Genomic DNA, 13,605 nt, shown 5'->3' on the forward strand with positions numbered 1-13,605 from the left:
ATCGTTAATGAAGTCCCAGCCATAATAGCCTTTCAGACACAGGGTTCCCTGATTGTTTTTCCCCATGGCCGCTTCGGCGCCGACGACCATGCCGTCGTCCACCACCAGCCGCAGCTTACAGCCAGCGGCACAGTAGGGACAGACGGTGGTGACTTTTTCCATCGTGTGACTCCTTAAAAATAGTACGGCAACAGATAGATAAAACGGCTGTTAATTCAGAGGGTAATGGCGTCCTGGATGGCGGGAACCGCCATCAGGGCCATCATCAACAGTGCAAAAAGCAGACGTTGCGACATAGACATGAATCACTCCTGGCCGTCAGCGGCGGTTTGACCTTTCTGTACTTTGCGCAGCAGCAGCCACATGCGTACCGTACGCACGGCCATGTTGCGGGCAGCCGCGCTCGGCGGCGCCGGGTCCGGTTCCGGGACATCGTGAGAAATACGGAACGGCACGCTGCCGTTCAGCGTCAGGTTGGCGACAATCGCCGTCAGGGTGCCGATAGTGATGCCGCTGTGTAGAAACAGCTGCATCATTGGCGGGAACTGGGTAAACAGATTCGGCACCAGCACCGGCATCATGCCGAGACCAAGGGTGAGCGCGACCACCATCCCGTTGTTGTTGTTGCGATAGTTGACCTGACCGAGAGTACGAATACCGGAAACGGCTACCATGCCGAACATAACGATACCGGCGCCGCCGAGGATCGGTTTAGGAATCAGTACCACCAGCGCCGCCATTTTGGCGAAAATGCCCATCAGCATCAGAATGACGCCCGAGACCGACACCACGAAACGGCTGCGTACGCCGGTCAGGCCAATCAGGCCGACGTTTTGCGCAAAGGCCGCGTAGGGAAACAGGTTGAAGAAGCCGCAGATCGTCGTCGCCAGTCCGCAGGTATTCAGGCCGTTACGCAGCATGCTGGCCGTGACCTGTTTACCAACGATATCGCCGGTCGCCATGATGGACGACATGGTTTCGACCATCACCACCACCATGACCATCGACAGCAGGGCGACGGGCACGATATGAAATTCAGGCCGGGCGAACTGCATCACCTGTGGCAGATGTAGCCATGGCGTAGCGTTGACGAGGTTAAAATCCAGTGGTTTGAAGAAGCTCCATAAAATAGTGCCGATCACCAGCCCAATCAGCACCGAGGTGTTTTTGACCACGCCGGTGGCGAAGGTATAAAGGTTAAGAATAATAACCAGCGTGATGGCCGCCATCAGCAGCGAGAAGAGATCGCCGAAACCGGCCATCTCGCTGCTGCCGCCGCCAATCCATCCTCCCGCGACCGGCATAATCGAGAGGCCGATAAGCGTCACAATTCCGCCCATCACCACCTTCGGAAAGAAGCGAATGAGACGGCTAATCCACGGCGCGCAGCAGAGGATAAAAATGCCGGAGACGATAACCGAGCCGGAGATCGCCCCGATACCGTACTCTTTACCGATAAGCACCATCGGGATCAGCGCGGCGAAAGTACAGCCCTGGATCAGCGGTAGGCGGCAGCCCAACCACTGCTTGATGCCCATCGATTGCACGATGGTTGCGGCGCCGCAAATAAACAAATCGGCGCTAATTAACAAAATAATATGCTCCGCAGGCAAACCGACCGCGTTACCCACCACCAGCGGTACCGCCACCGCCCCGGCGTACATCACCAGCACGTGCTGCAATCCATAGAGAATCATTTGCGTAATTGGCAGGACCTCATCGACCGGCGCGACAGTCGCCGTATTGCGTGAGGCCGGAATGGCAAAATCTTTCATGAAGTAGTTGTCTCCTTTACGACTTCTGCCCGTGCCGAACTGAAAGGGCAGAAGTTACGATTCGAAGGCCATTGCCTCCCTCTGCTGATGATGTTCACCAGCGTATAACGCGCACGGAGTTGCTTATGCGTTAGGAGGGTTATGCGTAAGCTGTGCCAAAAATGAGCGATGCGGCAGTGGAGTAATATATTTGTGAAATCAATCACGGGTTGGCTTGTCTATTTCTTGCTGGCCTGTTTAACGTTGCGAGCGGGCATCAGAAATAAAAATGGCGAATATCAGTTTGAGATATATAGCGTCTCATTTTGGTAGGCGAAATAAGCGCTAAGAAGATAAAAATGATAAAAAGTCAGGGCGGAGTTGAGATGCCATCCCGGTTATTTGATGAGGTTTTATTTATTCGAGAGCTACAGGAGAGTAATAATTTGAGCTGACTCGCAAAAATGAATGACTACATAAATTGAGCGCCAAATATCGCCCGAATATTGCAATCCATCCCTAAGACTATTCCAGAAGAATAAAAGGGAAGCAAATGAATCGATTTATTGTGGCCGATGTTGCGAACTGTATTGGATGTCATGCCTGCGAAGTGGCCTGCGTCACGGCGCATCAACAGGATGCCTGGCCGGCACAGCGTAGCGCGTTTGTTCCGCGCATCCATGTTGTCTTCCACCGGAATGCCAGTACTGCGACCACTTGCCACCATTGCAACGACGCGCCTTGCGTCACCTCCTGCCCGACTCAGGCGCTGTATGTCGCCAACGACAGCATCCAGTTTACCCAGTCCGAGTGTATCGGTTGCAAAAACTGCGTCGTCGCTTGCCCATTTGGCGCAATCGAGATGGTCGCCAGCGGGGAAGATGGCCCGCAGCTGGCGCAAAAATGCGATCTTTGTCGCGAGCGCCCCTCCGCAGAACAGGCCTGCGTGGCCAGTTGCCCGACTCAGGCGCTGCGCGTAATGGACGAAAGCGCGCTCCAGCGTTTACAGCGGGAAAGACAAATCCGCTCTGCCCAGGGGCAGCCGCTGGCCGAGCGTCGTGGCGCAAGGCGCGAAGCGATCCTGGATAAAGCGCCGCGGGTGGGGGCGAAGAAGCTTGCCGCAGAAGAGCGAAAAGGGCATTTTGCCGAGATCTACCAGCGCCTTAGTGAATGTGATGCCGAATATGAAAGCGAGCGTTGCCTGTACTGTGCGCAAAAAGCCTGGTGCAACTGGACCTGCCCGTTACACAACCATATTCCTGATTTCATCCGACTGGTGCGTGAGGGCAAGATTATTGAGGCCGCAGAACTCTGCCATCAAAGTAGTTCGCTGCCGGAGGTCTGCGGCCGGGTCTGCCCACAGGACAGGCTATGCGAAGGGGCCTGTACGTTGAAAAACGAAGGCGGCGCGGTGGCGGTTGGCAATCTTGAACGCTATATCACCGATACCGCGCTGGCGATGGGCTGGCGGCCAACCACAGGCGAGGTCACGCCGCGTCGGGAGCGCGTGGCTATTATCGGCGCCGGCCCGGCGGGACTGGGCTGCGCGGATATTCTCGCGCGCGCCGGGGTACAGGTTGATGTTTATGATAAACATCCTGAAATTGGCGGGCTGCTGACTTTCGGCATTCCGTCTTTCAAGCTGGAAAAAACGGTAATGGCGCTGAGACGCGAGATCTTCAGCGATATGGGGATTCGTTTCCATCTCAACCAGGAAGTGGGGCGCGACGTGGTCTTCAGCGACCTGGTTGCTAACTATGACGCGGTCTTTTTAGGCGTCGGCACCTACGGGCTGATGGGCGCGGGTCTTGATGGCGAAGATGCGCCGGGTGTTATTCAGGCGCTGCCGTTCCTGATTGCCAATACCCGTGAGGTGATGGGGCTTGAAGAGAGCGCCGAATATCCGTTAACCGACATTAAGGGTAAGCGGGTGGTGGTGCTGGGCGGCGGTGATACGGCGATGGACTGTCTGCGCACCGCGGTGCGCCGCGGAGCTGAGAGCGTGACCTGCGCCTATCGTCGCGATGAGTTAAGCATGCCGGGCTCGAAAAAAGAGGTGGTGAACGCGCGGGAGGAGGGCGTGGCGTTTCAGTTTAACGTTCAGCCGCAATATATCCTGCGTAACCGTAAAGGCCAGGTCAGCGCCGTCGGGATGATCCGTACCGAAATGGGTGAACCAGGGCCGGATGGCCGCCGACGCCCGCGGCCAATTGCCGGTTCAGAATTCGAACTCCCGGCCGATGTGCTGGTGCTGGCGTTTGGTTTCCAGGCTCACGACATGCCGTGGCTGCGGGGGCACGGCATCAAACTTGATCGCTGGGGGCAGATTGTAACGGGCGGCAAAGGTCGCGGCGCCACGCAGACCAGCCATGACAAAATCTATGCCGGCGGCGATGCGGTACATGGCGCCGATCTGGTGGTAACGGCAATGGTTGCCGGGCGCCAGGCCGCAAGCGAAATGCTGGCGCGATTTGATCATAAGGAGCGGTGATGACCCATTTTATTCTTGCCAGTTCACAGGCCTGTATAGGCTGTCGTACCTGCGAAGTCGCCTGCGCACTGGAGCATGTGGCGGAAGGGGCGGAATTTCATCCGCGATTGAAGGTGATGCGACTCGACACGTTGAGCGTGCCGGTGATGTGCCATCAGTGTGAAAACGCGCCATGCGTCGGGGTCTGTCCGACCGGCGCATTGGCGATGGGCGCCGAACGGGTCGAGGCCGATGCCGGGCGTTGTATTGGCTGCCAGAGCTGTGTCGTCGCCTGCCCATTTGGCGCGATTACTATCGAAACATCGGCGGCGCATCCGCCGGTTATTGTGAAGTGCGATCTCTGCGAGCAGCGAGACGGTGGCCCGGCCTGCGTATCGGTGTGCCCAACGGCGGCAATATCGCTGATGACCGGTGAGGCCCTGGCGGCGCTGCAGAAACAGAGAACGATCGCCAGCGCTAGCTTGTTGAACGTGTAAGCGATCCCCAGATGGCGACGCGCTGCGTCTTTCCGGGCTACCCGATCGATGTTTCTGTGCTATTTATAGCCCCGGTAGAAGCCCAAAAATAAACCCGGTACAGCGACCGGGTTTTGTTTTTGCGTGATGGGTTTACGGCAACGCATCCATCCGCTGCCACATCTTCTTCGCCACCTTTCGCGCTTCGGCGAAAATCGTATCGCAATCAATAGCGAACTGCCGATCCTCATAGACCATGACGCCATTTACCATCACGCTATGAACGTGGCTGGCCCCCAGACCGAAGGCGATGTGCCCGGCGAGATTCGCCGCCAGCAGCGGCGTCGGCGGAATATAATCGCTGATGGTTAAATCCGCCTTATAGCCTGCCTCAATACGGCCAAAACGGTCGTTAAAGTTGCGGCTAAGCAGCGTGTTACCGTTGCTTAATGCCCGCGCAAAGCTATCCGGCCACAGTGGCCCGCCGGCATCGCGGTGTTTAAAGAAAGCGAATTTGAGTTCTTCAAACATATCGGAGCCGATGCCGTCGGTGCCCAGCGCCAGGTTGCGAAACGCCGTCAACTGCTGGTTATAACCAACGTGGTTGTTCATGTTAGAGCGGGCGTTATGGACAAGGAAACCATCGTGCGCGTTCAGCAGTTCAATATCAGCTTCCGACAGATACAGCCCGTGCGCTACCAGCGTTTTACTATCGATGAGATCGAACTCCGCCAGACGTACCAGCAGATCTTTACCGTAGTGATGGTGGCTGTGAGAAACGTCGTAACGGTCTTCCGCCATATGAATATGCAGGCCGCGCCCGGTTGTTTTTAATGCTTCGCGAAGCATTAAAAGCCCCTCATTGGGAACCGTAAACGGCGCATGGGCGCCGATATGCGCTTCTACCAGATACGGTTCGTCGCCGTTTTCCCGCGCCCGATCGATTTCGTGGGCAAAACGGATATTTTCCTCGACGCTTGCCTGAAGTTCCTGCAGCCCGCCGTTACGGTCGGTGGTTTCAAAGCAGGTCATGCCGCGCAGGCCGACCTTGATGAAGGCGTTACGCAACTGGCTTAACGAACCGGCGATATAGTTCGGCGACGCGCTGTGGTCAATGACGGCGGTGCAGCCGCTGCGAATGGCCTCCAGCGAACAGATAAGCCCGCTGTAGTATAAGGATTCCTCATCGAGCGCGCGGTCCAGTCGCCACCACAGATTTTTCAGCGTCGAGATAAAATCGGGACTCGGCGCGATATTGGCCTGGATCCCGCGCGACAGGCCGGAATAAAAATGGTTATGCGAGCAGACCATTCCCGGCATCACCAGTCGGCCGTGCATTTCCTTAATACGCGCCTGCGGGTAACGCGGGCTAAGGTTAGCACCTGTTTCGAGAATCCTGTCATTTTCAATGACGATATCGACACCTTCTTCCACTTTTGCCGGGTGAAGCTGGGCAAGGGTGGCATTTTTAAGCATTAAGATACTCATACTTCGACGGCTCCCAGCAAATAGTGATGATGTTGATGAACGTGGCTGATGATGCGGCACATGGCATCCAGCTGCGGCGGTACTTCAGCGAACTGACCTCGCTGGTCGATATCCAGCAGCCAGGTCATGCCGTCCTGACGCACGTGGACGCGCTGTTGCTCCACGAGAAAACCCGGATTACTGCTGTTGTTGAAATCCTGTTCGAGGCTAAAGACGGTGACCTTGTCCTTATAGGGTTTTCCCTGCCATGGGCAGAACTGCGCGCAGTTGCCGCATTCGTTGCAGTACGCGTCGAGGTGCAGCGTCTGAAAGCGGTTGTCGAACCCCGGTACCGCAATGGAGACGTTGGCGCGGTTCGGGCAGACATCAACGCATTTGCTGCAGACGTAATTACATTCGAGGCAGCGCTCCGCCTCCTGCGCGACAAAGGCATCGCAGTCGTCTTTATCAACCTGAGCGATAGCAATGGTCCCTTTGCGGCGGTAGATGTCCGCGGGATCGACGTTATTCCACTGTTTATCGCCGAAGTGGCTGCGGATATTCTCGCGCTTGAGGATTGCATCGCTGGCGCGACGGGCGTTGCCTATCGCCGAGACGATAGAAGAAGGGCCACGCTGTACGTCGCCAATCAGGAATACATTAGCCAGCCGGCTTTCGCCATCAGCGTTGACTTCAGGCCAACCGCGATCGTTGAGCGGGATCCCCATCGCCGCCAGCGCTTCGCCATCCTGCTGTTCGCCGATAGCGGTAATCAGCGTATCGACCTGCAGCGTCCAGGTTTCATCGGTGGGCATTGGGCGACGTCGACCCTGTTCATCAGGCTCGCCGAGGGCCATGGTGCGGACGGTTAGCGTGCCTTCAGCGGCGAAGTGTTCCGGGTTGCTGAGAAAACGGAACGTAACGCCATCCTGGAGGGCTTCTTCGTACTCCTCGCGCCATGCCGGCATCTCCTGCTGCGAGCGGCGATAAATCACCGTCGCTTTCTCAACGCCGGGGATGCGCAGCGCCGCGCGGGCGCAGTCCATTGCGGTGTTACCCGCGCCGACAATGGCCACATGTTTACCCACGTTCAGGCGATCGCCGCGGTTGAACGCGCGCAGGAAGTTGAGCGACTTATGAATATTCGGGTTATCGCCGCCAAGCTTCACGCCGCTGTTTTTGTCGGTGCCGGTGCCGATCAGCACATAGTGATAACCCTCCTGACGGAGTTTTTCGACGGTGAGATGCGGGTCGCAGCCGTAGACAATGTTGACGCCGTGATTAACAACGAACTCAATATCCTGCTGGATAAGTTCAGCGGGAATGCGGAAATGCGGAATGATATTTTTTACCACTCCGCCAGCGTTGGCTTCGCGCTCAAAGAGCGTGACCGGGTGGCCGGCGCGGGCGAGGAAGTAGCCCGCCGCCAGCCCCGCCGGGCCTGCGCCAATCACCGCCACCGGGTTTCGGCTGCCGGAACCCGCCGGTTTATGCCAGCGGCGTTGGTATTCCGGCCAGCCTTTCTCAAGGGCGATTTTTTTCAGCTCGCGGATATTTAACGCACTGTCATAATCAAGACGCGTACAGTTGTACTGGCACTGGTGATCGCAGATGTGACCGGTAATCGCCGGCAGCGCGTTACGTTGATAGATAAGTTCCAGCGCATCGGCATAGCGCTGCTCGCCCATCAGGCGAATGTATTCCGGAATATCCTGTTTGATGGCGCAGGCGCTGACGCAAGGGGCGACGTAGCAGTCGGTTAACGGCAGCGGCTCGCCAACGTCGATGCGGTCGTCCGGCTTCCAGTGTTTTTGCGTGTACTCCATGCTGACCGCTTTTTCCGCCAGCGCGTTCAGGCGCTTGACGTCGACCTGATTCATCTCCCAGCCATCGGCCTGTTCCAGCTCGCGCATGCACTGGCTAAGACGCAGATAACCACCGGGTTTTAGCAGATCGGTCGCCATGGTAATGGGGCGGATCCCGGTTTCAAAGATATCGCGAATATTGAGCTGGCTGGCGCCGCCGGAGTAGGAGATCGGGAGTTTGCCGTCGAATTCACGCGAGAGCAGCGCCGCAACGTTGATGGAGAGCGGGAACAGCGCGCGGCCGGACATATACATCTCATCGCCGGGCAGTGCGCCTTTATTGTTGACCGTGCCGAGGGTGTTGGTCAGCTTCACGCCGAAGCCAAGTTGTTTACTTTTCGCCAACGCCATCAGGCGCGTCAACATTTCCAGCGCCTGGCCGATTTTAAGATCGTGTTCAAAAGATTCTTCATTCAGACCGATATAGTCAAAGCCGCAGGTGTCGAGAATTTCGCGTACGCGCGGGTAGCCCAACAGCGTCGGATTGAGCTTCACGAAGGTGTTGAGCTGTTTCTCTTCCAGCATATAGCGGCAGATGGCTTCGATTTCATCTGGCGGGCAACCATGCATGGTTGAGAGGGTAACCCCTTGTACCAGTTTTGCCGGAATGCGTTCCGCGAGCGTCGCCAGCCGTGGGCGAATATCATCCAGAGACAAGCGGGTGAGGAAGGCGTCATCATGCAGCCAGCGGTTCAGCGTGTCGCGGTACTGGGTAAATTTTGGCTGCCCGGCGGCGTTCATCATATTATCGATAAACTGCTGCATCGGCGGTTGCTTGATCCCTTCCAGGTTATAACCGACGCTCATATTGAAAATAAAGGACTTACCGTTCTTCGCCGGCGTGAATGGGAAAATCTCTTCCAACAGATGCAGAATAAACCATGCTTTAAGATACTCATCCCACGCTTTTTGCAGCGTAAATTCCGTAGACCATTCGGTGTTAAAGCATTCGTCTTCGGCATCGATGCAGGGTTTTTCCAGCTCAAGCCGGTCGAGGATCTGTACGGTTTTCAACTCGATAAACCGCCCGCCGGTGAGCCAGGCGGTAATGATATTCTGCGCCAGTTGGGTATGCGGGCCGGCGGCCGGGCCGATTGGGGTGGCGCAGCTTTCGCCGAAGACGCTTACCCGGCGTTGGTTGGTGGGCGAATAGAACTGCTGCTCAGGAATACCAAAAATGGAATGGTGTTGTTGATACTCATCGAAAATGCGCGTCAATAATTCCTCAAACGGGACGGGACGCATGATATCCCCCATAACCCTCTCCTTTATCTGTGCAATCAAATTTGCCGGTTAGTGGTGCTTATTCCGACGGATAGTTAAGGAAGAGCAACAATCGAACCAGTTATTAAAGGCAGAAGGTTTGAATAATTAAAAATGTGAGACAGATCTAAAGAACACCTGGCTTTGTGAATAGGCTCACGCTATGGTAATGAGAATTAAAATCACTCTATATTTTTATCCGTCGGGATTTCTCAAAATAAACGGCGAAATATCACAATGATAATTTCCCGACAAAGACAAGATTAATACTGGTTTTGCAGGCGAATAAAATCAGTAGGGGTATCGATATCCCAGACCATTTGCGGAAAATCTAACTCCAGGCAGCGATGGCGGCTCTGTAATAACCGTTTGCGCATTGAGTCAGGTCCATCGTAAGTGATAAGTTGGCGCAGCTGTGTGCCGGTAATAAGGATGGGATGACCCGGTACGCCTTGATATTGCGGAAGAAGGGCGCTGTCGCCGCGTTGTTGCCAAAGCCGCTGGAAAAGCGCTGGCGGCAGGCAGGGTAAATCGCCGAGGGTGATAAAACAGAAGTTGTTTCGCACCTGGCTCGCGCCAGCGCAAACAGAAGTAAACAGACCCTGTTGATAGTTGGGATTATAAACCAGGGTTATTTGCGGATGCGCCGAATAGCGTTGATGTAGCTCCTCTGCGCGAAAACCGCTCACCAGAATAATACGCGAGCAGAATTGCAGGGCGTTTTTTATACTTGCATCAAGTATTGTCGTTCCGCGCCAGGGTAACATCATTTTCCACTGTCCCATCCGGGAGGACAATCCGGCGGCGGTAATAATACAATCGACCTGTTTCATACTCCTCCCTGAATAATGGAATCCTGGCCAGCGCATGGAAAATATACCGCATCTGCAATCGTTGTTTTGTGATTTAGGCGTAAATGATGGTCCGCTGCTCATTTCCGCCGTCGGCGCGGGAGGCAAAACCAGTACCTTAATGTGGCTGGCGCAGCGTTTTCTGGAGGCTGGCCGACGAGTTCTGATCACTACGTCCACCCATATGTATCTCCCGGCATCACTACCTGTGGTGATTTGCCGCGAACCGCTGGCGCTGCCTGTCGAGGTTTGGCAGCGGCCGCTGCAGGCCTGCTACGCCTCGTGGCTCGCCCCTGCGGGTAAGGTTCGTGGGTTTAGCCCGCAACAGCTTGATGCGCTGGTTGCCGCGGGGCGCGTGGATGTGGTGCTGGTAGAAGCTGACGGGGCTCACGGTTTCGCCTTAAAAGCGCCAGCTGAGCACGAACCTTGCATACCTCAATCCTGTTGCTGCGTTATTGCCGTCATGGGGGCCTGGAGGCTCGGGCAAAACGTTGGGCCAGCGACCGTTCATCGCTGGCCCCTTTTTTCCCGGATCACCGGCGCGGCGCCGGATACGGCGCTGAGTTGGCCAATGCTGCATCGCTTAATTACGCATCCGCAGGGAGCGTTTAAAGGCGTTCCGCCCGCCAGTCGCCGGATCCTGCTGCTGAATCAGCTTTCTCAAAATGAGAATTTACCGGAGCAGGCGCTGTTGCAGCAGTGGGGAGTTAACGCACTGTGGGCGGGAGCAGTACAAGAGCAGCCCGCGATAACGCGACGACGAACAACAGAGTGACGCCCCGGCTTGGGCGCATAGCGGATATCCATTGAGGTTGTTATGAATATTTTCTCTGAAGCGGCAAAACTCGAAGCACAGAATCGCCCGTTTGCGCTGGCGCAGATTGTCGATAGCCGCGGCTCAACGCCGCGCCATTCGGCGCAGATGTTAATTCGTGAAGATGGTTCGATAGTCGGCACCATCGGCGGCGGCATGGTTGAGCGCAAAGTGATTGAACAGGCGCTGGAAGCGCTCAGCGAAAAGGCGTCGCGCATGTTTCATGGGCGGATGGCGCGTAGCGGCAGCGATGCGGTCGGCTCCGATTGCGGCGGGGCGATGTCGGTATATATTAGCGTACATGGCCTGCGCCCGCGTCTGGTGCTGATCGGCGCCGGGCACGTGAACCGCGCGGTGGCGCAAAGCGCGGCGCTGCTGGGTTTTGAGGTGGCGGTGGCCGATATCTATCCAGAGAGCCTGAACCCCGACTATTTTCCGCCGACAACGCAGTTGCTGCATGCTGAAACCTTCAGCGAGGCGGTGGAGAATCTGGCGATCCGCGGCGATGACTTTGTGTTAATCGCCACCAATAACCAGGATCGTGAAGCGCTGGATAAACTGATTGAACGGCCGGTCGCCTGGCTTGGGCTGCTGGCCAGCCGCCGTAAAGTCCAGGTGTTTTTACGCCAGATGCGGGAAAACGGCGTTGCCGCAGAACATATTGCCCGCCTGCATGCGCCGGTTGGCTATAACATTGGCGCCGAAACGCCGCATGAGATAGCGATTAGCATTCTGGCGGAAATCCTGCAGGTAAAAAATCGCGCGCCAGGCGGCTTACTGATGACGGCAGCCACGCCTGCGCAGCAGCAGTTGGTCGCTATTCGCGGCGCCGGCGATATCGCCAGCGGCGTGGCTCTGCGTCTGTGGCATGCGGGGTTCAAAGTGGTGATGTTGGAAGTCGCGAAACCGACGGTTATCCGCCGCAGCGTCGCTTTTGCCCAGGCCGTCTTCGACGGTGAAATGACGGTAGAAGGGGTGATGGCGAAGCGGGTGTCATCCGCTCAGGAGGCCATCCGGGTAATTGAAAATGGCGCGATCCCGGTATTGGTGGATCCGCTATGCAAATCGCTGAATGAACTGCGCCCTGTCTGCGTCGTGGATGCCATACTGGCGAAAGAGAATTTTGGTACGCAGCGAGAGATGGCGCCAGCGGTAATTGCGCTAGGCCCTGGTTTTTGCGCCGGTGTGGATTGCCATGCGGTGATTGAAACCAATCGCGGCCATTGGCTGGGGCAGGTGATTTACGATGGCAAAGCGCAGGAGAACACCGGGGTTCCTGGTAATATTCTTGGCCATACTTCACGACGGGTGATCCGCGCGCCGGGAGCCGGGGTGATGCGCGCGAAAGTGGCGCTGGGTGAGATTGTTAATGAAGGCGATATCATTGCCACCGTCGGCGAGGCCGAGATTATTGCGCCCTTAAGCGGTATGGTGCGCGGTTTGCTCAGCGATGGGTTAGTGGTCGAGAGCGGCTTTAAAATTGGCGATATCGACCCGCGTGGCGCCAGCGCCGATTTTACCAGCGTCTCCGATAAGGCTCGTGCCATTGGCGGCGGGGTGCTTGAGGCCCTGATGACGCTGATGAATAAAAGAGTAAAAGAGAAGAGTGAGTTATTGTCGGTGGCGTAGATAGCAGCACGAAGCCGGTGTTGATGGCCTCAAAATCCCCGGTGGCGCTACCGCTTACCGGGGCTACATTCGGTGCCTTTTTACCCTTCAATGACCGTACCGGTTTTTCCTTCAATCCCTTCTTTGGCTTTATTTAATACGGTGATCAGCGCTTTGCGCCCCGGACGTGAACGGGCGAATGAGGCGGCGGCCTCAACCTTCGGCAGCATCGAACCCTTAGCGAAGTGCCCCTCACGAATGAACTGTTCGGCATCGCTGAGCGACAGCTTATCCAGCCACTGCTCGTTGGGTTTGCCAAAGTTGATCGCCACTTTCTCGACCGCGGTCAGGATGATCAGCATGTCGGCGTCGATCATCGCCGCCAGTTTAGCGCTGGCCCAGTCTTTATCAATTACCGCGCTGGCGCCGCGCAGATGATTGCCTTCGCGGATTACCGGGATCCCGCCGCCGCCCGCGGTGATCACTACGTGGCAGGCGTCCATGAGAGCTTTGACCGTCTCTTTCTCAATAATATCGACCGGCTGCGGCGAGGCGACAACCCGGCGATAGCCGCGTCCGGCATCTTCTTTCATGGCGTACCCCTGACGCGTCAGCTGTTCTGCTTCCTGCTCAGTGAAAAAAGAGCCGATAGGTTTGGTCGGATTTTTGAACGCCGGGTCGTTGGCGTCGACTTCCACCTGGGTGATGATTGTTGCCACCGGGATATGCATCGATCGCGACAGCAACTCCTCGCGCAGGGCGTTTTGCAGGTCATAGCCGATATAACCCTGGCTTAGCGCCACACAGACCGACATGGGCAGCATCGGGGTATGGGCCTCGGTTTTGGCTGCGGCTTCGAAGGCCAGATTAATCATCCCAACCTGCGGGCCGTTGCCGTGGGTCACGACTACCTGGTGGCCCTGGGCTATCAGGTCGACGATGGCCTGCGCGGTTTGTTTGACGGCCTGCATTTGTCCGGCCAGATCCTCGCCGAGCGCGTTACCGCCGAGGGCGAGTACAATTTTCTTACTCATGAA

General features: G+C 56.5%; 10 protein-coding genes. 4 read left to right on the forward strand and 6 right to left on the reverse strand.

Going from position 1 to position 13,605, the window contains the following annotated elements; all coding sequences use genetic code 11:
• Both ABLV08_RS00005 and ABLV08_RS00010 read right to left on the reverse strand, forming a co-directional pair.
• Positions 1 to 162 (reverse strand): spermidine/putrescine ABC transporter substrate-binding protein (locus ABLV08_RS00005; protein WP_045360659.1); only part of this gene is annotated, 162 nt, incomplete at its 3' end.
• Between the two features lie 143 nt (positions 163 to 305).
• Entirely contained in the window at positions 306 to 1,775 is a 1,470-nt protein-coding gene (locus ABLV08_RS00010) for a nucleobase:cation symporter-2 family protein (RefSeq protein ID WP_015366914.1), read from the reverse strand.
• Positions 1,776 to 2,307: 532 nt separating this feature from the next.
• On the opposite strand from ABLV08_RS00010, the gene ygfT reads away from it, so the two are divergent.
• A complete protein-coding gene (gene ygfT / locus ABLV08_RS00015) occupies positions 2,308 to 4,245 on the forward strand; it encodes a formate-dependent uric acid utilization protein YgfT (RefSeq protein ID WP_032711504.1) in 1,938 nt (645 codons plus the stop codon).
• The gene (locus ABLV08_RS00020; protein ID WP_020079016.1) at positions 4,245 to 4,721 is read left to right on the forward strand and encodes a 4Fe-4S dicluster domain-containing protein; all 477 of its coding nucleotides are present in this window, start codon (positions 4,245 to 4,247) and stop codon (positions 4,719 to 4,721) included. The genes ygfT and ABLV08_RS00020 overlap by 1 nt, the downstream gene beginning before the upstream one ends.
• A gap of 132 nt (positions 4,722 to 4,853) precedes the next feature.
• Here the strand turns inward: ABLV08_RS00020 and ssnA are convergent, their stop codons facing one another.
• The 3 genes from ssnA to ABLV08_RS00035 form a co-directional block, all read right to left on the reverse strand.
• Positions 4,854 to 6,188: a putative aminohydrolase SsnA gene (gene ssnA, locus ABLV08_RS00025; protein ID WP_045360665.1), complete on the reverse strand. Its 1,335-nt coding sequence runs from the start codon at positions 6,186 to 6,188 to the stop codon at positions 4,854 to 4,856.
• Positions 6,185 to 9,289, reverse strand: a complete 3,105-nt coding sequence (gene ygfK / locus ABLV08_RS00030) for a putative selenate reductase subunit YgfK (protein ID WP_049053380.1) — start codon at positions 9,287 to 9,289, stop codon at positions 6,185 to 6,187. Before ygfK ends, ssnA begins: the two co-directional genes overlap by 4 nt.
• A gap of 269 nt (positions 9,290 to 9,558) precedes the next feature.
• Positions 9,559 to 10,128 (reverse strand): NTP transferase domain-containing protein, encoded by a 570-nt coding sequence (locus ABLV08_RS00035; RefSeq protein WP_047057481.1) that lies wholly within the window; start codon positions 10,126 to 10,128, stop codon positions 9,559 to 9,561.
• Positions 10,129 to 10,162: 34 nt separating this feature from the next.
• Between ABLV08_RS00035 and yqeC the strand changes: the two genes are divergently transcribed.
• Both yqeC and yqeB read left to right on the forward strand, forming a co-directional pair.
• On the forward strand, positions 10,163 to 10,921 hold the full coding sequence (yqeC, locus tag ABLV08_RS00040) for a selenium cofactor biosynthesis protein YqeC (RefSeq protein WP_047057482.1): 759 nt from the start codon (positions 10,163 to 10,165) through the stop codon (positions 10,919 to 10,921).
• Between the two features lie 42 nt (positions 10,922 to 10,963).
• The gene (gene yqeB, locus ABLV08_RS00045; protein ID WP_348855394.1) at positions 10,964 to 12,589 is read left to right on the forward strand and encodes a selenium-dependent molybdenum cofactor biosynthesis protein YqeB; all 1,626 of its coding nucleotides are present in this window, start codon (positions 10,964 to 10,966) and stop codon (positions 12,587 to 12,589) included.
• An 80-nt stretch (positions 12,590 to 12,669) separates the two neighbouring features.
• On the opposite strand, the gene arcC is transcribed toward yqeB, so the two are convergent.
• Complete coding sequence (gene arcC, locus ABLV08_RS00050; protein WP_015366905.1) at positions 12,670 to 13,602, reverse strand: carbamate kinase; 933 nt, start codon at positions 13,600 to 13,602, stop codon at positions 12,670 to 12,672.
• Positions 13,603 to 13,605: the final 3 nt, after the last annotated feature.

Origin of the sequence: Klebsiella sp. CN_Kp088 (assembly GCF_040064335.1) — a bacterium.
Lineage (GTDB): Bacteria > Pseudomonadota > Gammaproteobacteria > Enterobacterales > Enterobacteriaceae > Klebsiella > Klebsiella aerogenes.

Bases quoted from the DNA above. Each gene is read 5' to 3' on its own strand.
- ABLV08_RS00010 (WP_015366914.1), bottom strand. From the start codon at position 1,775: ATGAAAGATTTTGCCATTCCGGCCTCACGCAATACGGCGACTGTCGCG.
- ygfT (WP_032711504.1), top strand. From the start codon at position 2,308: ATGAATCGATTTATTGTGGCCGATGTTGCGAACTGTATTGGATGTCAT.
- ABLV08_RS00020 (WP_020079016.1), top strand. From the start codon at position 4,245: ATGACCCATTTTATTCTTGCCAGTTCACAGGCCTGTATAGGCTGTCGT.
- ssnA (WP_045360665.1), bottom strand. From the start codon at position 6,188: ATGAGTATCTTAATGCTTAAAAATGCCACCCTTGCCCAGCTTCACCCG.
- ygfK (WP_049053380.1), bottom strand. From the start codon at position 9,289: ATGGGGGATATCATGCGTCCCGTCCCGTTTGAGGAATTATTGACGCGC.
- ABLV08_RS00035 (WP_047057481.1), bottom strand. From the start codon at position 10,128: ATGAAACAGGTCGATTGTATTATTACCGCCGCCGGATTGTCCTCCCGG.
- yqeC (WP_047057482.1), top strand. From the start codon at position 10,163: ATGGAAAATATACCGCATCTGCAATCGTTGTTTTGTGATTTAGGCGTA.
- yqeB (WP_348855394.1), top strand. From the start codon at position 10,964: ATGAATATTTTCTCTGAAGCGGCAAAACTCGAAGCACAGAATCGCCCG.
- arcC (WP_015366905.1), bottom strand. From the start codon at position 13,602: ATGAGTAAGAAAATTGTACTCGCCCTCGGCGGTAACGCGCTCGGCGAG.